Annotated in this window: 19 protein-coding genes and 1 riboswitch; of the genes, 1 reads left to right on the top strand and 18 read right to left on the bottom strand. The window is 74.9% G+C overall.

Annotated features, from left to right (window positions below; translation table 11 throughout):
* Positions 1–254: 254 nt before the first annotated feature.
* From lgt to ACP7CD_RS04565, 9 genes are all read right to left on the bottom strand, one after another.
* Positions 255–1145: a prolipoprotein diacylglyceryl transferase gene (lgt, locus tag ACP7CD_RS04605; RefSeq protein ID WP_426119164.1), complete on the bottom strand. Its 891-nt coding sequence runs from the start codon at positions 1143–1145 to the stop codon at positions 255–257.
* A 77-nt stretch (positions 1146–1222) separates the two neighbouring features.
* On the bottom strand, positions 1223–2026 hold the full coding sequence (gene trpA, locus ACP7CD_RS04600; RefSeq protein WP_052132747.1) for a tryptophan synthase subunit alpha: 804 nt from the start codon (positions 2024–2026) through the stop codon (positions 1223–1225).
* A 47-nt stretch (positions 2027–2073) separates the two neighbouring features.
* Positions 2074–4200, bottom strand: coding sequence for a tryptophan synthase subunit beta (gene trpB / locus ACP7CD_RS04595; protein WP_426119162.1), 2127 nt, complete (start codon positions 4198–4200; stop codon positions 2074–2076).
* A gap of 148 nt (positions 4201–4348) precedes the next feature.
* On the bottom strand, positions 4349–4612 hold the full coding sequence (locus tag ACP7CD_RS04590; protein ID WP_017833959.1) for an HGxxPAAW family protein: 264 nt from the start codon (positions 4610–4612) through the stop codon (positions 4349–4351).
* Between the two features lie 196 nt (positions 4613–4808).
* Entirely contained in the window at positions 4809–5408 is a 600-nt protein-coding gene (locus ACP7CD_RS04585; RefSeq protein WP_426119159.1) for a Trp biosynthesis-associated membrane protein, read from the bottom strand.
* Positions 5401–6999, bottom strand: coding sequence for an anthranilate synthase component I (locus ACP7CD_RS04580; protein WP_368796311.1), 1599 nt, complete (start codon positions 6997–6999; stop codon positions 5401–5403). The genes ACP7CD_RS04585 and ACP7CD_RS04580 overlap by 8 nt, the downstream gene beginning before the upstream one ends.
* A gap of 53 nt (positions 7000–7052) precedes the next feature.
* Entirely contained in the window at positions 7053–7433 is a 381-nt protein-coding gene (hisI, locus tag ACP7CD_RS04575) for a phosphoribosyl-AMP cyclohydrolase (RefSeq protein WP_017833956.1), read from the bottom strand.
* 79 nt (positions 7434–7512) lie between these two features.
* Positions 7513–9003: an AAA family ATPase gene (locus tag ACP7CD_RS04570; protein ID WP_426119157.1), complete on the bottom strand. Its 1491-nt coding sequence runs from the start codon at positions 9001–9003 to the stop codon at positions 7513–7515.
* The gene (locus ACP7CD_RS04565; RefSeq protein ID WP_426119155.1) at positions 8969–9634 is read right to left on the bottom strand and encodes a Pr6Pr family membrane protein; all 666 of its coding nucleotides are present in this window, start codon (positions 9632–9634) and stop codon (positions 8969–8971) included. Before ACP7CD_RS04565 ends, ACP7CD_RS04570 begins: the two co-directional genes overlap by 35 nt.
* A gap of 150 nt (positions 9635–9784) precedes the next feature.
* Between ACP7CD_RS04565 and ACP7CD_RS04560 the strand changes: the two genes are divergently transcribed.
* A complete protein-coding gene (locus ACP7CD_RS04560) occupies positions 9785–10291 on the top strand; it encodes a hypothetical protein (protein ID WP_426119153.1) in 507 nt (168 codons plus the stop codon).
* Positions 10292–10295: 4 nt separating this feature from the next.
* Here ACP7CD_RS04560 and ACP7CD_RS04555 read toward each other — a convergent pair whose 3' ends face one another.
* From ACP7CD_RS04555 to ribD, 9 genes are all read right to left on the bottom strand, one after another.
* Positions 10296–11300 carry an AraC family transcriptional regulator gene (locus ACP7CD_RS04555; RefSeq protein WP_426119151.1) on the bottom strand — a complete coding sequence of 335 codons (1005 nt, stop codon included), beginning with the start codon at positions 11298–11300 and terminating at the stop codon, positions 10296–10298.
* Between the two features lie 325 nt (positions 11301–11625).
* On the bottom strand, positions 11626–12390 hold the full coding sequence (gene hisF / locus ACP7CD_RS04550) for an imidazole glycerol phosphate synthase subunit HisF (RefSeq protein WP_035924012.1): 765 nt from the start codon (positions 12388–12390) through the stop codon (positions 11626–11628).
* 42 nt (positions 12391–12432) lie between these two features.
* The gene (gene hisG, locus ACP7CD_RS04545) at positions 12433–13278 is read right to left on the bottom strand and encodes an ATP phosphoribosyltransferase (RefSeq protein ID WP_426119148.1); all 846 of its coding nucleotides are present in this window, start codon (positions 13276–13278) and stop codon (positions 12433–12435) included.
* Positions 13279–13338: 60 nt separating this feature from the next.
* Positions 13339–13602 (bottom strand): phosphoribosyl-ATP diphosphatase, encoded by a 264-nt coding sequence (locus tag ACP7CD_RS04540; RefSeq protein WP_017833948.1) that lies wholly within the window; start codon positions 13600–13602, stop codon positions 13339–13341.
* Positions 13603–13672: 70 nt separating this feature from the next.
* Positions 13673–14152: a 6,7-dimethyl-8-ribityllumazine synthase gene (gene ribH, locus ACP7CD_RS04535; RefSeq protein WP_426119146.1), complete on the bottom strand. Its 480-nt coding sequence runs from the start codon at positions 14150–14152 to the stop codon at positions 13673–13675.
* Entirely contained in the window at positions 14149–14910 is a 762-nt protein-coding gene (locus ACP7CD_RS04530; protein WP_426119144.1) for a GTP cyclohydrolase II, read from the bottom strand. Before ACP7CD_RS04530 ends, ribH begins: the two co-directional genes overlap by 4 nt.
* Entirely contained in the window at positions 14907–15581 is a 675-nt protein-coding gene (ribB, locus tag ACP7CD_RS04525; protein WP_126347014.1) for a 3,4-dihydroxy-2-butanone-4-phosphate synthase, read from the bottom strand. Before ribB ends, ACP7CD_RS04530 begins: the two co-directional genes overlap by 4 nt.
* Complete coding sequence (locus ACP7CD_RS04520; protein ID WP_426119142.1) at positions 15581–16258, bottom strand: riboflavin synthase; 678 nt, start codon at positions 16256–16258, stop codon at positions 15581–15583. Before ACP7CD_RS04520 ends, ribB begins: the two co-directional genes overlap by 1 nt.
* Before the next feature lie 70 nt (positions 16259–16328).
* The gene (ribD, locus tag ACP7CD_RS04515) at positions 16329–17387 is read right to left on the bottom strand and encodes a bifunctional diaminohydroxyphosphoribosylaminopyrimidine deaminase/5-amino-6-(5-phosphoribosylamino)uracil reductase RibD (RefSeq protein WP_426119140.1); all 1059 of its coding nucleotides are present in this window, start codon (positions 17385–17387) and stop codon (positions 16329–16331) included.
* A 117-nt stretch (positions 17388–17504) separates the two neighbouring features.
* Positions 17505–17668, bottom strand: a riboswitch (FMN riboswitch).
* Positions 17669–17674 lie beyond the last annotated feature (6 nt).

Here is a 17674-nt window from a genome sequence, read left to right as displayed (position 1 = left end):
GGCAGAGCTCCGGTCGGGAGGTGCCGCCGGATCGTGAGCTGCCGCCGACGTCCTCGAGCAGTGATCGAGGAGGTGCCGGGCGGCGGAAGGGCCCCGTTCCAGGAATGTCCGACGATGGACGATCGTGGCGTGCACCGGAGCGGTGGACGTGGTTCACCCGTCCGCCGGTCAGGCGCTGGAAAAATCTAGCACTCAGATGTTACAGCTCTGAAAACTCTCCGGCCAGGAGCCCCGGTGCGGCCCCCGGAGCGGTATCAGGCGCGCGAGGACTCCACCGCGACGCCGCGGGCTCTGCGGCGGCGGAGCACCACCGCCGCGAAGAGGGCCAGCCCGAGCAGCACGAGCCCCAGGGCGGTCCACACGTGCACGCGCAGGTCTAGCACCATGAGGGACGGGTCGATCCGCAGGAACAGCTCGATGAGCATCCGGCCCAGGCCGTAGTGGACCAGGTAGAGCGCGAAGAGGCGGCCGCCGTCCAGGCGGAACCGCCGGTCCAGGGCCAGCAGGAGCACCACGCCGGCCAGGTTCCACAGGGACTCGTAGAGGAACGTGGGGTGGAAGAGGGTGTCGGCCGGCAGCCCGGCCGGGAAGTTCGGGCTGCCGGGGTCGATCTCGAGGCCCCACGGCAGGGTGGTGGGCCGGCCGAAGAGCTCCTGGTTGAACCAGTTGCCCCAGCGCCCGATCGCCTGTGCGAGGAGCAGGCCGGGTGCCGCGGCGTCGGCGAAGACGGCCAGGGAGACGTTGTTGCGGCGGCACACCCACCACGCGGCCGCCGCGCCGAAGGCCACGGCCCCCATGATCCCGAGGCCGCCCTCCCAGATCCGCAGCGCGTCGACGGGGTCGGCGCCCGGGCCGAAGTAGCCGGCCGGGTCGGTGATGAGCACGTGGTAGGCGCGGGCGCCCACGATCCCGGCGGGAACGGCCCACATCACGATGTCCCACACGATCTCCGGGTCCAGCCCCCGGGCCGCCCAGCGGCGCGTGGTCAGCCACAGTGCGGCCGCGATGCCCGCGAGGATGCACAGCGCGTAGGCGTGCACGGTCAGCGGGCCGAGCGAGAAGCCGGACCAGTCCGGGGAGGGGATGCCCTGCCGGAGCGTGGCGCTCATCAGGGCGGGCACGGAGGGAACGGCGCTCAGCAGCATGCGGTGGGGCCTCGGCTCGTGGGGTCGTCGGGACGGGCGGCCCCGCCCGGAGGAGGGCGGGGCGCCACGTCACGCTATCAGGCGCGCCCGGCCAGTTCCCGCGCCAGCGCGCCCACGGCCTCGGGGCCGCCGTCGGCCAGCGCCTGCACGAGGGCGGTGCCCACGATGACGCCGTCCGCGTAGGCCCCGATCTCCTCGACGTGCTCCCGGCGGGAGACGCCCAGGCCCACGCACACGTGCTGGGCCCCGGCGGCGCGGGTGTCCGCCACGAGCTTCTCGGCGACGTCGGAGACGGCGTCCCGGGCGCCGGTGACGCCCATCACGGAGACCGCGTAGACGAAGCCGCTCGCGGCCTTGACCACCAGGTCGAGCCGCTCCCGCGAGGAGGAGGGCGCCACCAGGAAGATCCGGTCCAGGCCGTGGGCCTGGGACGCGGCGAACCACTCCCGGGCCTCGTCGGGGATCAGGTCGGGGGTGATCATCCCCGCTCCCCCGGCCTCGGCGAGCCGGCGGGCGAACGTGTCGACGCCCATCTGCAGGACGGGGTTCCAGTAGGTCATCACCACGGGCACCGCGTCGGTGCGCTCGGCCACGGCACGGACCACGCGGAACACGTCGGCCACCCGGAAGCCGTTGGCGAGGGCCGTGGTGGTCGCGTGCTGGATCACCGGCCCGTCCATGACGGGGTCCGAGTACGGGATGCCGATCTCGATGACGTCGGCGCCGTTGGTGCCCAGGGCCACGGCCGCCTCGATGGACTCGTCGACGGTCGGGAAGCCGGCGGGGAGGTAGCCGACGAGGGCCGGCCGGCCCTGGTCCCGGCACTCGGCGATGCGCGCGGCGAGCCGCGAGCCGGGGTCGGCGCTCAGGCCCGGCGGCAGGAGGCGGGAGGCGAGGTCCGCCCCGGGGGTCTCGTGTCGGGTGGTGCTCACAGTCGCTCGCCCTTCTCGCCGAGCTCGGCCTCGGCGCTGTCGTCCGGGAGCATCCCGAACCATTCCGCGGCGGTCGCCACGTCCTTGTCGCCGCGCCCGGAGAGGGAGACCACGATGATCTTCTCCGCGGCCGCCTCCGGCCCGAGCTCCTCCACCCAGCGCCGGCCGATCTTCAGCGCGCCGGCCAGGGCGTGGGAGGTCTCGATGGCGGGGATGATGCCCTCGGTGCGGCACAGGAGCCGGAAGGACTCCATCGCCTCCACGTCGGTGATCGCCTCGTAGCGCGCCCGCCCGATGTCGTGCAGGTAGGAGTGCTCGGGGCCCACGGCCGGGTAGTCCAGGCCCGCGGAGATCGAGTGGGACTCGAGCGTCTGCCCGTCCTCGTCCTGCATGAGGTAGGTCCGGGCGCCGTGCAGCACCCCGGGGCGGCCCAGCGAGATCGTGGCGGCGTGGCGTCCGGACTCCACGCCGTCCCCGCCGGCCTCGAGGCCGTAGAGCTCCACCGAGGGGTCGTCCAGGAAGCCGTGGAAGATCCCGATCGCGTTGGACCCGCCGCCCACGCAGGCCGCGACGGCGTCCGGGAGGCGCCCGGCCTGGGCCAGGATCTGCTCGCGGGTCTCCTCGCCGATCTGCTCGTGGAAGTAGCGGACCATCGCGGGGAACGGGTACGGCCCCGCCGCGGTGCCCAGCAGGTAGTGGGTGTGCTCGACCGAGGCGACCCAGTCCCGCAGGGCCTCGTTGATCGCGTCCTTGAGCGTGCGGGAGCCGTTGGTCACGGGCACCACGGTGGCGCCCAGCAGCTCCATGCGCGCGACGTTGAGGGCCTGGCGCCGGGTGTCCTCCTCGCCCATGTAGACCACGCACTCCATGCCGAACAGGGCGGCGGCGGTGGCCGAGGCCACGCCGTGCTGGCCGGCGCCGGTCTCGGCGATCAGCCGGGTCTTGCCCATCCGGCGCGCCAGCAGGGCCTGGCCGAGCACGTTGTTGATCTTGTGCGAGCCGGTGTGGTTGAGGTCCTCCCGCTTGAGGAAGATCCGGCACCCGGCCTCGGCGGCGAAGCGCTGGGCCTCGGAGAGCAGGGAGGGCCGGTTCGAGTAGTCGCGGGAGAGCCGCTGGAACTCCGCGGTGAACTCCGGGTCGGCCTTCGCCTTCTCGAACACGTCCGTGAGCTCGTCGAGGGCGGCGATGAGGGACTCGGGCATCCACCGGCCCCCGAAGTCCCCGAAGTACGGCCCGGGGGCCTCGCGCAGGGAGGCGGCCTCCGCGGCGACGGCCTCCGCCTCGGCCTCGGGGACGTGCCGCCGGGCGCGCGCGGCGGCACCGGCCGCGCGGAAGGCCGCGATGGTGGACGCGGGCTCGGCGCTGCGCACGAGGGCCTCGCCGACCAGGACGGCCTTGGCACCGTGCGAGGCGTAGAGGGCGATCTGTTCCTCGCCCTCGACACCGGACTCGGCCACGATCACCGCGTCCTGGGGCAGGAGGCCGGCGAGCCGGCCGAAGGTCTCGACGTCGGTGTCGAGGGTCTTGAGATTGCGGACGTTGACGCCCACGATGCGGGCGCCCACGGCGACCGCCCGCTCGATCTCCTCGGGCGTGTGCGTCTCCACCAGGGCGTGCATGCCCAGCTCGTGGGTCAGCGCGAGGAAGCGGCGCAGGTCGTCGTCGGAGAGGGCGGCGACGATCAGCAGGACGAGGTCGGCCCCGTGGGCGCGCGCCTCCCAGATCTGGTACTCGTCGACCGTGAAGTCCTTGCGCAGCACGGGCACCCCCACCGCCGCGCGCACGGCGTCGAGGTCCGCCAGGGAGCCGTTGAAGCGCCGCTGCTCCGTCAGCACGGAGATCACCGAGGCCCCGCCGTGCTCGTAGGCCGCGGCCAGGCGCGCCGGGTCCTCGATCGGGGCCAGCGCGCCCTTGGAGGGGCTCGATCGCTTGACCTCGGCGATGACCTGCACGGCGTCCGTGCTGGGTCCCCGGAGCGCCGACTCGGCGTCCAGGGCCGGCGGCCGCTGCGCGGCGACCCGGCGGAGCTCGTCGAGGCCGACGCGCTCACGGCGCTCCGCGAGATCCGCCCGGACGCCCTCGATGATGGCGTCCAGGACCGTCCCGGTGCTCTGTTGCGACATGGTTTCCTGTCCTCTCGGCGGCGCTGGCCGCGCTGGTGCGTTCGTGGGCCGCGCCCGGACCGGGCGGGGACAGCGACCGGTCCCTTCCGGGGACCGGTCGGCCCGTGCGCGTGCCGCGCTCCCGGGGCCGGCCCGTGCCGGCCCGGTCTCAGCCCTGGTGCTGGCGCGCCTCGTGCTTGCGCTGCTCGGAGCCGCTGCCGTGGCCCATCCTGCTCAGCACGGCGCCGGCGACGAGCCCGACGACGACCAGCACGATGCCCGCGATCAGCAGGGCGGTGCTGCCCACCGTGAAGCCCACCACACCCACGATGACGCCCACCGACATGATGCCGACGGTCACCCACGCGGCCAGCGTGTTGCCGTGCCCCACGAAGCCGGTGTGGTCGAGGACGATCTCGTTTCCGTTTGCCATGTTGTTGCACTCCCGATTTCCCTGCCGGAGCCGGCCGGCTCCGCGCGCACGGCCCCGGCGGGGCGCGGCGGTTGCTGACAGTCTGTCCCGTCCCATTGTGCCACCCCTCGGGCCGGGCCCGCGCACGCCCCACGGGGCCCCGGGGCGCCCGCTGCCCCGCCGCGGCGGGCCCGGGGCCCCGGGGCGGGCAGGGTGCTCAGGCGGTGGGGTCGCGGCCCTCGGTGAGTGCATCCCACGAGTCGATCTCGTCGCCGGAGCGGGCCGTCCCGGCCGGGGGCCCGTCCGCCCCGGAGCGCTCGTAGCGCCGGCCCGCGGTCCAGGTGCGGCCGGCCACGAGGGCCCAGGCGCCGCACAGCGCCACGAGCGCCGAGGCGGCCGCCGCGAGCGGGGGCCAGGCGGTGACGGCGAAGTCGCCGCCGGCGTTGATCATGCCGGTGGCCTCGCCCACGACGGTCTGCGCGGCCCCGGCCGGATCGGCCAGCACGGCCACGGACGCGGCCAGGGCGCCGAGGCCGGCGAGCACGACCACCACGGACACCACGGTGCGCAGCACCCGGCCGGAGATCGCCGTGGTGAGGGCGCCGGCGGCCGCGACGAGCCCGAGGGCGGTGACGGCCGGCGCGGCGTCGGACCCGGCGACGTCCACGGTCACGGGCTCGAGCGTGGTCTGCACCGTGGCGGACACCCAGGTGGCGGCCGAGCAGGCGAACACGGCCAGGGCGGCGACCAGGTTGGCGAGCACCACCGTGGACCGCCGGGACAGCGCCGCCCGCCGGGAGCCGCGGGCCTCAGGCACGCCCGGCACCCGTCTCCGGCACGGCCACCCGGTCGAGGTCCAGGGCGTGCAGCCGCTCGGCGAGCAGCACCGCCCGCAGCGGTGCGGTGGCCTTGGTGAGGGACTCGAGGGCCTCGGTCTCGGGGTCGGAGTCCGCGACGATCCCGCCGCCGGCCTGCACGTAGGCCTTGCCGTCGACGAGGAGGGCCGTGCGGATGGCGATGGCCATGTCCATGTCCCCCGCGAAGTCGAGGTAGCCGACCACGCCGCCGTAGACGGCGCGGCGCAGGGGCTCGTACTCGTCGAGCAGGCGCAGGGCCCGGGGCTTGGGCGCCCCGGAGAGGGTGCCGGCGGGGAACGTCGCGGCGAGCACGTCGTAGGCGGTGGCGTCCGGGCGCATCCGGCCGACGACGTTGGAGCACAGGTGCATGATGTGGCTGAAGCGCTCCACCTCCATGAACTCCGTGACCTCCACCGAGCCCGGGACGGCGATCTTGGAGATGTCGTTGCGCGCGAGGTCCACGAGCATGAGGTGCTCGGAGCGCTCCTTCTCGTCCTGGAGCAGGTCCCGCTCCAGCGCCAGGTCCTCCTCGACCGTGCGCCCGCGCGGGCGTGACCCGGCGATGGGGTGGGTCACCGCCTGGTCCCCCGTGACGGTCACGAGCGCCTCCGGGGAGGAGCCGACGATCGAGAAGGGACGGCCGCCGGCGTCCTCGAAGCTGTACAGGTACATGTACGGGCTGGGGTTGATGGCGCGCAGCATGCGGTAGACGTCGAGGGAGTCGGCCGTGCACCCGGTCTCGAAGCGCCGGGAGACGACCACCTGGAAGATGTCCCCGTCCACGATGGCCTTCTTGCCCTCCACGATGGAGTTCATGAACAGGGTGCGGTCCCAGCTCTGGTCGACCTTGGACTCCAGGTCCCCCCGGATCTCGTCGCTGCCGGTGAGCGTCGAGGCCGTGCCGTGGCCGAGGGGCCGGGCGAGCCGCTCCAGCATCGCGTGCACCCGGTCCACGGCGTCGGCCCAGGCCTCGTCGACGCGCTCGTCGGTGTCGTCGAAGTTGATCGCGTTGGCCACGAGCATCACGGTGCCGTCCGTGTTGTCGTGGACGGCGATGTCCGAGACCAGGTTCATGGCCAGTTCGGGGATGCGCAGGTCGTCCTCCGGCGGGTGCGGGAGCTTCTCCCAGCGGCGCACGGCCTCCCAGCCGACGAAGCCCACGAGCCCGGAGGTCAGCGGGGGGACGTCCTCGAAGCGCTCCGTGTGCAGCAGCGCCATGGTGTCCCGCAGCGCCTCGACGGGGTTGCCGCCGGTGGGGGCGCCGGCCGGGGCCTGCCCGATCCAGTGCGCCTCGCCGTCCCGGGCGGTGAGCGTGGCCCGCGAGTCGGCGCCGATGAAGGAGTAGCGGGACCAGACGCCGCCCTCGGCGGCGGACTCGAGGAGGAACGTGCCCGCCCGGGCCGCCCCGTCCTCGAGGGCGAGGGCCCGGTAGAGACCGATCGGGGTCATGGCGTCCGCGAGGATCTTGACGCGGACGGGGATGACGCGGCGCTCCGCGGCGAGCGCGCGGAACTCCTCGAGCGTGGGGCTGATGCTGCCCAGGTCCTGCATGGGTGTCGACCTGACTTCCTGGTGGCGGACGGGAGGGAGGAGGGTGGCGGGGCTCAGACGGCGGCGACGGCGCCGAGGTCGCGGCCGTCGAAGCAGCTGCGGGTGCCGGTGTGGCAGGCCGCCCCGGTCTGGTCGACCCGGACGAGGAGGGCGTCTCCGTCGCAGTCGAGGCTCACGCTGTGCACGGCCTGGACGTGCCCGGACGTGTCGCCCTTGCGCCAGTACTCCTGGCGGGAGCGGGACCAGAACGTCACGCGGCCCTCCGTGAGGGTGCGGCGCAGGGCCTCGTCGTCCATCCAGCCCAGCATGAGCACCTCGAGGGTGTCGTGCTGCTGCACCACGGCGGCCACGAGGCCCGAGGGGTCGCGCTTGAGCCGCCGGGCCACGGCGGGGTCGAGGACGTCGGTTCCGGTGTCGGGGGTCTGCTCGCTCATCGCCACCCATCCTATCGACCTGACCGGGCGGCCCGGCCCCCGGTCGGCACCCGGCGTCCGCCGGGGACCTCCGGTACCGTCAGGGGGACTCCGGCCGGGCGCACCACCGGAGCCCGTCCGTGTCCTCGCCCGTGTCCTCGTCCGTGTCCTCGTACTCGACGGGGGACTCCCCTGTGTCCGCGTGGCCGAGCAGCCGGCGGGTCAGCGCCTCCCGGCCGGAGAGGAGCTCGTCGAGGGCGGCGGACAGGTCCGCGTCCGCCGCGTCCTCGCCCCGGACGGCCGCCGCGAGGACGGCCCGGCGGACCAGCTCCTTCGGGAAGGAGCCGGTGGTTCCCTCCGCGCGCGCCGCCGCGGCGTCGAGGGCGGCGGCGGAGAACCGCCGCTCCCCCGCGTACCGCCGGAACAGCCGGGACCGGGCGTCCGCGTCGGGCAGCGGCACCTCGACCGCGAGGTCCACGCGCCCGGGGCGCTCGGCGAGCGCCCGCTCCAGCACGGCCACGCGGTTCGTCGTGAGGACGAACGCGACGTCGGCGTCGCCGTCGAGCCCGTCCAGGGCGTCGAGCACCTCGAAGAGCACCGGCTGGGGTCCGGGCCCGAGGTCCCGGTCCATCGCCACGAGGTCGACGTCCTCGAGCACCACGATCGACGGCTGGAAGGTGCGGGCCACCTCGGCGGCGGCCCCGATGAGGTGCAGACCCGACCCGGTCAGCAGGATCGCCGTGGTCCCCGGGGTGACGGAGAGCAGGTGCCGGACCGTGAGGGTCTTGCCGGTCCCCGGCGGGCCGTGGAGCAGGATCCCGCGCTTGAGGTGCTGGCCCGCGGCCCGGAGCGCGTCGCGGTGCTCCCCGATGCCCACGACGTGCCCCACGACCTGCTCCAGCAGGCCCGGGGGCAGCACGATCCCGTCGGCGGGCACGTGCGGGCGCGGCAGGAACGTGGCCCCGGCCTCGCTGCCGTACTCGGTGGCGGCGAACGAGAGCACCTGGCCGCGCAGCACGCTGCGCTCGAGCATCAGCGCCCGCAGCCGGGCGAGGAACGTGCCGCAGACGGCGGGGTCCGCGGCGAGCACCTCCAGGACCACCTGCGACCGGCCGTACTCGGGCCGGGGCATGCGCTGGAGCACGGCCACCGGCACCCCGTCCACGGTGAGGCACCGGATGCCGAACGCGACGACCTGCCGCTCGGTGGCCGGGCCCGTGGCCCGGGTGGCGTAGTCGACGGGGCCGATGTCGGCCCCGGAGTACGGGGCCGTGAGCAGCTCGGCGAGGCCGAGGTCGTCGCGGCTCCGGCCGCCGCTGACGCCGAGGAGGGAGCCCGGCCCGTCCCCCGCCAGCTCGGCGAGGGCGATGTCGACGTCCGCCAGGCGGTGCGGGGCGAAGTCCTCCGAGACCACCGGCAGGGTGCGCACGTCCGCGCCGAGCACCGCGGACAGGTGCCGCCCGAGCGGCGTGGGCTCGTCCCCGCGCTCGGGCGGCAGGGCGGCGAGGCGGTGCACCAGGCGCCGGACCGAGCGCAGGAGCTGGGCGTCGTCCGGATCAGGGACCGGGCCGGCGGGAGAGGAGTCGTCCATGGGCCGACCCTACCGGGACGGTGGGCAGACGGGTGGCGGCGACGGTCAGGAAGGACACCGCGAGGATCAGCCCGGACAGCCCGAGGGCGTAGGTGCCCACCGCGCGATAGCCGCCCACCAGGGCGGGGTCGAGGAAGAAGTACGGGTACCAGCCCACCAGCTGCCCGCGGACCAGGGTGTACACGGCCCACAGCGCCGGGAACACGGTGGCCGCCCAGGTGGCGGCCCAGCGCAGCCGCCGGCGGCCCGGGCACAGCAGGAAGTCGGCCACGGCGTAGACCGGCAGCACGAAGTGCAGCACCTGCGAGGACAGCGGGACGAGGAAGAGGTGGCCGAACAGCTCCGCGTTGGCCAGCAGCACCCCGAACACCGCCCCGGAGACCACGGTGTAGGTGGTGGCCATCGCCCGGAGCCCGGTCAGCCAGCCCGGCTCCTGCGCCCCGGCGGCGGTGTGCAGGAGGGCCAGCAGCACGGCCAGGATCAGCAGCACGGCGCTGTGGACCGTGAAGTAGCTGAACAGGTTCGACCCCAGGCAGGTGCGCGTCACGAAGGCGCAGTCCGCCCGCGAGACCAGGGCCCAGACCGCGACGGCCAGGGCGCAGGCCCGGGCGGCGACGACGACGACTCGCACGTGCGTCCTCCTCCCGGCCCTCCGGGCTCCAGGATAGGAGTTCCTGCACCCCCAGGCCGTGCCCGCCCGCCCGTGGCCCTGCCGGGTCGGGTCGGCGGCGCCTATGGTGGGAGCAGGACCAGAGCGGCGACGGCGGGCGGGACCGAGACGATGCATCCCAGGACGGCGACGGGGCGGCGCGCCGCCCCCGGCACGGCGGTGGCCGCGCTCGTCGTCGCGGTGCTGTGCGGATGCGGGAGCCCCGGCGCCCCGGGCCCGCCGGCCGGCTCCCCCACGGCCGCGGCGCCCCCGGCCTCCCCCGCTGCGTCGACCGCTCCCGCCACGGACGTCACGTGGGGTGCCTATCCGGACCGCCGGGAGGCGTGCGCGGCGGTCGCCGACGACCTCCTGGTGCTCGCGCTGCTGCCGGCCGGCCTGTCGGCGGGCCCGACCGTGTCGGAGGTGCAGGACGTCGAGGACGAGGTCGAGTCCGTGCGCGGGGCCGCTCCTCCGGCGCTGGCCGCGGACTACGCGCGGGTGCAGCTGCTGGTCGACTCCTACGGGGAGGACCTGGCGGAGGACCCTTCGGCGCGGTTCGACGGGCAGGCGCTCGACGAGGCGCTCGTCCCGGTGCGGGACTGGTTGGAGGGGACCTGCCGGGACGGGGACCGAGCCTGAGGTCTCAGCGGTGCAGCGTGGTGCCGGGCGGCTCCCCGAACCGGGCCCGGTAGGCGGTTGCGAAGCGCCCGGGATGGCCGAAGCCCCAGCGGGCGGCGACGGCCGCGACCGTCACGCCGCCGGCCGGGTCGGCCCGGAGCAGCTCCTGCCGGGCGGCGTCCAGGCGGGCCTCCCGCAGGTAGCCGACGGGGGTGCGCCCGAGCTCCCGGCGGAACGCGGCCTGCAGCCCGCGGGGGCTCATCCGTGCCGCCGCGGCGATCTCGGCGAGACCGACGTCCTCGTGCAGGTGCTCGTCGACGAAGGCGACCGCCCGGCGCACCTGCGCCGGCAGCGCCGGGGCGCTCTCCGACGGCGCCGGCTGCGCCTGGAAGGTGTTCGGGAAACAGTGCAGCAGGGCACCGGCCAGCGACCGGAACGCCTCGGCCCGCACCAGGGGCGTGCGCATCGCCTCCGCGTTGGGCAGCAGGTCCCGGTGGAAGTGCCGGACCTGGGCCAGCCAGTGCCGCGTCATCTGCGCGGACACGGGCGTGCTGCCCGTGAAGCGCAGCGCGAAGTCCGGCGCGCCGAGCAGGTCGCGCGCGATCTCCTCGACCGAGCGGGCGTCCAGGACCACGGTGCTCAGCTCCAGCAGCCCGTCCCACCGGCCGCCGTACAGTCCCTGGGGCAGCAGGAACGGCAGGGTCGTGCCGATGCGCTCCTTCCCGGAGCTGACCGTCAGCCGCCCGGTCAGCACGTGCACGACCGAGTACGTGCCCGAGACGTCGCCCGTGCCGGAGGACTCCGAGGTGGACAGCCGGAACCGGTGCGCCAGGAGCGGGCCCATCGAGGCCGCCGCCATGCGCAGCTCGAACGAGCCGTCGGTGGGCGGGCGCATGCCGAGACCCGTGTAGAGCTCGGACATGGCGGCGATGCCCCGGTCGGCGTCGTTCGTGGCGAACGACGTCCGGCGGACCGGGTCCGCCGCGGGGCCGGAGTCCTCGTCCGGGGCGGACGGCTCGGTCGTGGTCATGGATGTCCTCGGCACGTGCAGGAGCGGCCCCGTTCCGGGGCCGCTCCTGGTTCGGTGCGCTATCGGCGGTTGAGGAGGCCGCGCAGCATGCCGCCCAGACCGCGGCCGCTCCTGCCCGCGCCCGCCTGTCCGGCGGCGTTCATTCCGCGGGTGCCCCGGCGTCCGCCGGCGGGACGGCCGGCGGTCCCCCCGGCACGTCCGGTGAAGCTCCTGATGATGCTGTTCAGTCCCACGGTGGACTCTCCTTCGGGTCGGCCTGTCGAGCGACTGTCGTCAGCTCACTGTCGACTCTACGCCCGGTGGCCGTCCCGGACCACGGGGCCGTTCAGCGGACCTCGTGGCCGGCCGCGCGCAGTGCGTCCTTGACCTCGGCGATCGCGTGCACGGGACCGAAGTGGAAGATGGAGGCGGCGAGCACGGCGTCCGCGCCCGCGTCCACCGCCGGCGGGAAGTGCTCGGGGGCGCCCGCGCCGCCGGAGGCGATGAGGGGCACGTGCACCCGGGCGCGCACGGCGCGGATCATCTCCAGGTCGAAGCCCGCCTGGGTGCCGTCCGCGTCCATGGAGTTGAGCAGGATCTCCCCCACGCCGCGGTCCTCGGCCTCCTGCGCCCAGTCCAGGGCGTCGAGACCGGTCAGCGTGCGCCCCCCGTGGGTCGTGACCTCGAAGCCGGAGGGCGTGTTGCCCGTGCGGCGGGCGTCGAGGGAGAGGACGAGCACCTGGCTGCCGAAGTGCCCGGTGATCTCGTCGATCACGCCGGGCCGGGCGACCGCGGCGGTGTTGATGGACGCCTTGTCCGCGCCGCAGCGCAGCAGCCGGTCGACGTCGGCGACCGCGCGGACGCCGCCGCCCACCGTGAGCGGGATGAAGACCTGCTCAGCCGTGCGGGAGACCACGTCGAAGGTCGTGGCCCGGGCGGCCGAGGACGCCGTGACGTCGAGGAACGTCAGCTCGTCCGCACCGGCCTCGTTGTAGCGCTTGGCGAGCTCCACCGGGTCACCGGCGTCGCGCAGGTTCTCGAAGTTCACGCCCTTGACGACTCGACCGGCGTCGACGTCCAGGCAGGGGATGACACGTACGGCAACGCCCACGGGCGGCACCTCCTCGGCTGCGGGGATGGGGCGGGAAGGGGTTCAGATCCGGGCGGCCTGGATCGGGGAGACCAGGATGGCGCGGGCCCCGACGTCGTAGAGGGCGTCCATGACCTTGTTGGTCTCGGACTTGGGGACCATGGCGCGCACGGCCCAGGCGTTGCCGCGGCCGAGCCGGGAGATGGTGGGCCCCTCCATGCCGGGGGTGATCCGGGTGGCGGCCTCGACGTACTCCTCGGCGACGTCGTAGTCCATCAGCACGTACTGCCGGGCCACGAGCACGCCCTGCAGGCGCCGCCGGAGCACGGCCAGGCCCTCGGGCTCCCCGGCCGCGCGGCGGCGGATGAGCAGCGCCTCGGAGGTCATGATGGGGTCGCCGAAGACCTGCAGGCCCGCGGCCCGCAGGGTGTTGCCGGTCTCCACGACGTCGGCGATCGCGTCCGCCACGCCCAGCCGGATGGAGGACTCCACGGCGCCGTCGAGGCGGACCACGGAGGCCTCCACGCCCTGCTCGGCGAGGTAGTCGCGCAGCAGGCCGTCGTAGCTCGTGGCGATCCGCCGGCCCGCCAGCTCGGTGATCGAGGAGAACTCGCCCGCCGGGCCCGCGAACCGGAACGTGGAGCGGGCGAAGTCCAGCCCGAGGTCCTCGTCGGCGTGGGCCCCGGAGTCCAGGAGCAGGTCCCGGCCGGTGATCCCGACGTCGAGGATGCCCCCGCCCACGTACACCGCGATGTCCCGGGGGCGCAGGTAGAAGAACTCGACGTTGTTCTCGGGGTCCACGAGCACCAGCTCGCGGGAGTCCCGCCGCTGCCGGTAGCCGGCCTCCTTGAGCATGGTGACGGAGGACTCGGACAGGGCGCCCTTGTTGGGCACTGCGACACGCAGCATGGGGTTCCTTCTCGGCTCAGGGAGTTCGGTGGGGCGGGGACGGACGGTGCGGCGGGGCGCTCAGAGGTGGCGGTAGACGTCCTCGAGCCGCAGGCCCTTCGCGACCATCATCACCTGCACGTGGTAGAGCAGCTGCGAGATCTCCTCCGCGGCCTGCTCCGAGGTCTCGTACTCGCAGGCCATCCAGACCTCGGCGGCCTCCTCGACGACCTTCTTGCCGATGCCGTGCACGCCGGTGTCGAGCTCCCGGACCGTGCCGGAGCCCTCCGGTCGGGTCACGGCTTTGTCGCTGATCTCGGCGAAGAGGGTCTCGAAGGTTTTCACGACTACCAGGGTAATGGGTCCGCGACGGCCTCCGGACCGGCGCGGGCCCGCACGCCCCGCGGGGCGGGGCTCAGACCCCGAGGGAGCGCAGCAGCAGCGCGGTGCGCACCGCGGCGGCCGTGGCCTCGTAGCCCTTGTCCTCCTGGGAGCCCTCGAGCCCGGCGCGGTCCAGGCCCTGCTGCTCGGTGTCGCACGTGAGCACGCCGAAGCCCACGGGCACGCCGGTGCGCACCGACACGTCCGTGAGGCCCTGGGTGGCCGCCGAGCACACGTAGTCGAAGTGCGGGGTGCCGCCGCGCACGACCACGCCGAGGGCCACCATGGCGTCGAGGCCCGGGGCGAGGCGGGCCGCGGCGACGGGCAGCTCGAAGCTGCCGGGCACGCGCACGACCGGCGCGTCCCGCACGCCGGCGTCGGCGAGCGCGCGGCGGGCGCCGTCGACCAGCCCGTCCATGATTTCTGTGTGCCAGCTGGAGGCGACGACGGCGACGCGCAGGCCGCTCGCGTCGTCGGTGCTGAGGTCGATGTCGGGGGCGCCGTGTCCGCTCATGGGGTGTGGTCTCCTGTGCCGTTGGTGGTGCTGTCGGTGGTGCTGTCGTACGTGCGGTCGATGGTGCTGTCGGTGGTGCGGTCGGTCCGGCTGGCGGGCTCCGCCGCGGGGCCGCGGTGGGCGGTGGGGTCGTCGACGTGGCGCAGGCGGTGCCGCATGCGGTCCCGCTTGGTCACGAGGTAGTCGTGGTTCTCCGGGCGGGCCGGCACCTCGTTGGGCACCATGGCGACCACCTCGATCCCCAGGTCGGCCAGGCGCTCGGCCTTGGCGGGGTTGTTGCTCAGCAGCCGGATCCGGGTCAGCCCGAGCCGGTGCAGGATGGCCGCCGCGGCGGTGTAGTCCCGGGCGTCGGCGGGCAGGCCGAGCAGCTCGTTCGCCTCGACCGTGTCCGCCCCGCCGTCCTGGAGCTTGTAGGCGCGCAGCTTGTTCACCAGCCCGATCCCCCGGCCCTCGTGGTTGCGCAGGTAGATGAGGGTGCCGCCGTCGTCGGAGATCCGGCGCAGCGCCAGGTGCAGCTGGGGCCCGCAGTCGCACCGGTAGGAGCCGAAGACGTCCCCCGTGAGGCACTCGGAGTGCAGCCGCACGAGCGGGGGCCGGCCCACGGGCACGCGGTCCGAGGAGGGCGCGGTGAGGCTGAGGTGCTCGGCGACCGCGTCCCCGGGCCCGCCCGGCAGCTGCCAGCCGATGACCTCGAACCGGCCCTCGGGCGTGGGCACCACCACGGGCTCGGAGCTGACCAGGGGGGCGTCCGGCCTCATCGGCGGTCCTCCTGCAGCTGCGCCGCCAGGTCCTCGATGCTCACGAGCGGGATGCCGTGCCGGTCGGCGAAGGCGCGCAGGGCGGGCAGCCGCATCATCTCGCCCTCGTCGTGGACGAGCTCGGCGATCACGCCGACCGGCTCGAGCCCGGCGAGGGAGCACAGCTCGACGGCGGCCTCGGTGTGCCCGCGGCGCACGGCGACCCCGCCCTCGGCGGCCCGGAGGGGCAGCACGTGCCCGGGCCGGGTGATGTCCCCGGGTCCGGCCGCGGGGTCGGCCAGCACCCGGGCGGTGAGCGCGCGGTCGGCGGCGCTGATGCCGGTGCTCACCCCGAGGCGGGCGTCGCACGTGACGGTGTAGGCGGTGCCCTTCGAGTCCTCGTTGACGTCGACCATCGGGGGCAGCCGCATCGCGTCGGCCCGCGCGCCGGTCATGGGCACGCACACGACCCCGGAGCTGTGCCGGATGGTGAAGCCCATCAGCGCGGGCGTGGCGTGCTCGGCCGCGAAGACGATGTCGCCCTCGTTCTCCCGGTCGGCGTCGTCCACGACGACGACGGGCCGGCCCTGGGCCATGGCTTCGACGGCCGCCCCCACGGGGTCGAGCCGGATCTCCCCGGTCGCCCCGTCGCCCCCGCGGCCGGTCCCCTCGTGGGTGCTGCTGGTCCGCATCATGCTCCTTCTCCTGCCGTGGTCCGGGCCGTCTCCGGCGCCGGGGTGCTGTCGGTCCGGGCGAAGGCCAGCAGGCGCTGGGCGTACTTCGCGAGGACGTCGACCTCGAGGTTGACGGACGCGCCGACGGGGCGGCGTCCGAGGGTGGTCTCGGCGAGGGTGGCCGGGATGAGCCCGACCTCGAACCAGTGCTCCCCGGCACCGGGGGCGCTGACCGCCGTCACGGTGAGGGACACGCCGTCCACGGCGACCGACCCCTTCTCGGCGAGGAACGGGGCGAGCTCGGCGGGCACGGCGACCCGGACCCGCTCCCACTCTCCCAGGTCCTCGCGGACCGTGACGGTGCCCGTGCCGTCGACGTGGCCCTGGACCACGTGCCCGTCCAGCCGCCCGCCGGCGGGCACGCAGCGCTCCAGGTTCACGGTGTCCCCGGCGGCCAGTGCTCCGAGGTTGGTGCGCACGAGCGTCTCGCCGATGACGTCGGCCAGGAACTGCCCGGGGCCGATCTCCTCGGTGCGCGTGGCCGTGAGGCAGACCCCGTTGACGGCGAGGGAGCCGCCGTGCGGCAGGTCGGCCACGAGCGAGCCGGCGTCCACGAGGAGGCGGGCGCTCGTGCCGTCGGGGCGGGGGTCGACCGAGCGCACGGTGCCCTGGCCGGCGACGATTCCTGTGAACATGCGGTGCTACCTCTGTCTCTGTCCTGGTCTCTGACTCTGACTCTGTCGGTCTTCGGGGCCGGCGGTCCGCTCAGTCCGGCGGGACGGGCCGCAGGTGGATCCACAGGTCGGGACCGAGCTGCTGCACGGGCCCGCCGCCGGCGGGGTCGAGCCGCCACCGGGAGGCGTCCGCGAGGGTGCCGATGCCCAGCTCCTCGAAGGCGGGCCGTCCCGCCCCGAGCACGAGGGGCGCCTGGTAGAGGCTGAGCTCGTCGACGAGCCCCGCGCGCAGGAAGCCGGCGGCGACGGTGGCCCCGCCCTCGATCAGCACGTGGCGCACGCCGGCGTCGTAGAGCTCGGCCAGGGCGGAGTGGGGGTCGTGGGTGGCGACGTGCCGGAACCGCCCGTCGGTCCCGCGGATCGCGGCGTCCTGGGGCACGGGGCGCAGGCCCATGGCCACGCGCAGGGGCTGCCGCGGGACCACGCCGCCGTCGCCGGTGCGGGCGGTGAGCCGGGGGTCGTCGGCCAGGACCGTGCCGCTGCCCACGAGGACCGCGTCGGCGCGGGCGCGCAGGTCGTGCCCGTGCTCGCGGGCCGACGACGACGTGATCCACCGGCTGGTCCCGTCCGCGGCGGCGATCCGGGCGTCGACGCTCTGGGCGACCTTCAGGGTCACGAACGGGCGCTGGGCGCGCACGGTCTCACCCCAGCGGTCGTTGAGCCGCTCGGCCTCTTCGGCCAGCAGCCCCGAGCGGACCTCGAGGCCCGCGGCGCGCAGGGTGGCGGCTCCGCCGGCGGCGGCGGCGGTGCGGTCGGGGGCGCCGTAGACCACGCGGGGCACACCGGCCTCCACGATCGCCTCGGCGCACGGGCCGGTGCGGCCCCAGTGGTTGCACGGCTCGAGGGTGACGTACATGGTGGTGCCCCGGAGGTCGGTGCCGGCGGACCCGGCGCGCTCCAGGACGTCGACCTCGGCGTGGACGGTGCCCGCCCCGCGGTGGTGGCCGACGTGCAGGATCCGCCCCTCGGCGTCGACGAGGACGGCTCCGACGAGAGGGTTGGCCCCGCGCGGGCCGCGCGCCGCCGCGTGCAGGGCGGTCCGCATGACCGAGCGCTCGGCGTCGTCGCCGGTCCGGTGCTGCGGGTCCATCACGTCGTCCTTTCCCGGGGCGGAACCGGGGCGCAGGACAACGGTGCCGCCGTCGGGACCCACGGGTCCGGACGGCGCCGTGGCGGGTGCCGTCGACGGCGCGCCACGAGGGCCGTTGAACGTGTTGCCTTCCATCCAGACTGTGACTGTCGGTACCGGAGTTCCACCGGTTCGGCCGGGCGACCCGTCGGTGCGGGCGCTGGGCGCCCGCAGGGACGTGGTCGTCCGGTTCGCGGACTGTGACCGCCGGTTCGGACTTCCACCGACCCCGGAACACGTTGTTCGTG

Origin of the sequence: Kocuria sp. LHG3120, from assembly GCF_049897445.1 — a bacterium.
Taxonomy (GTDB): domain Bacteria; phylum Actinomycetota; class Actinomycetes; order Actinomycetales; family Micrococcaceae; genus Kocuria; species Kocuria rosea.
This window is presented reverse-complemented; position numbering and strand designations above follow the sequence as displayed.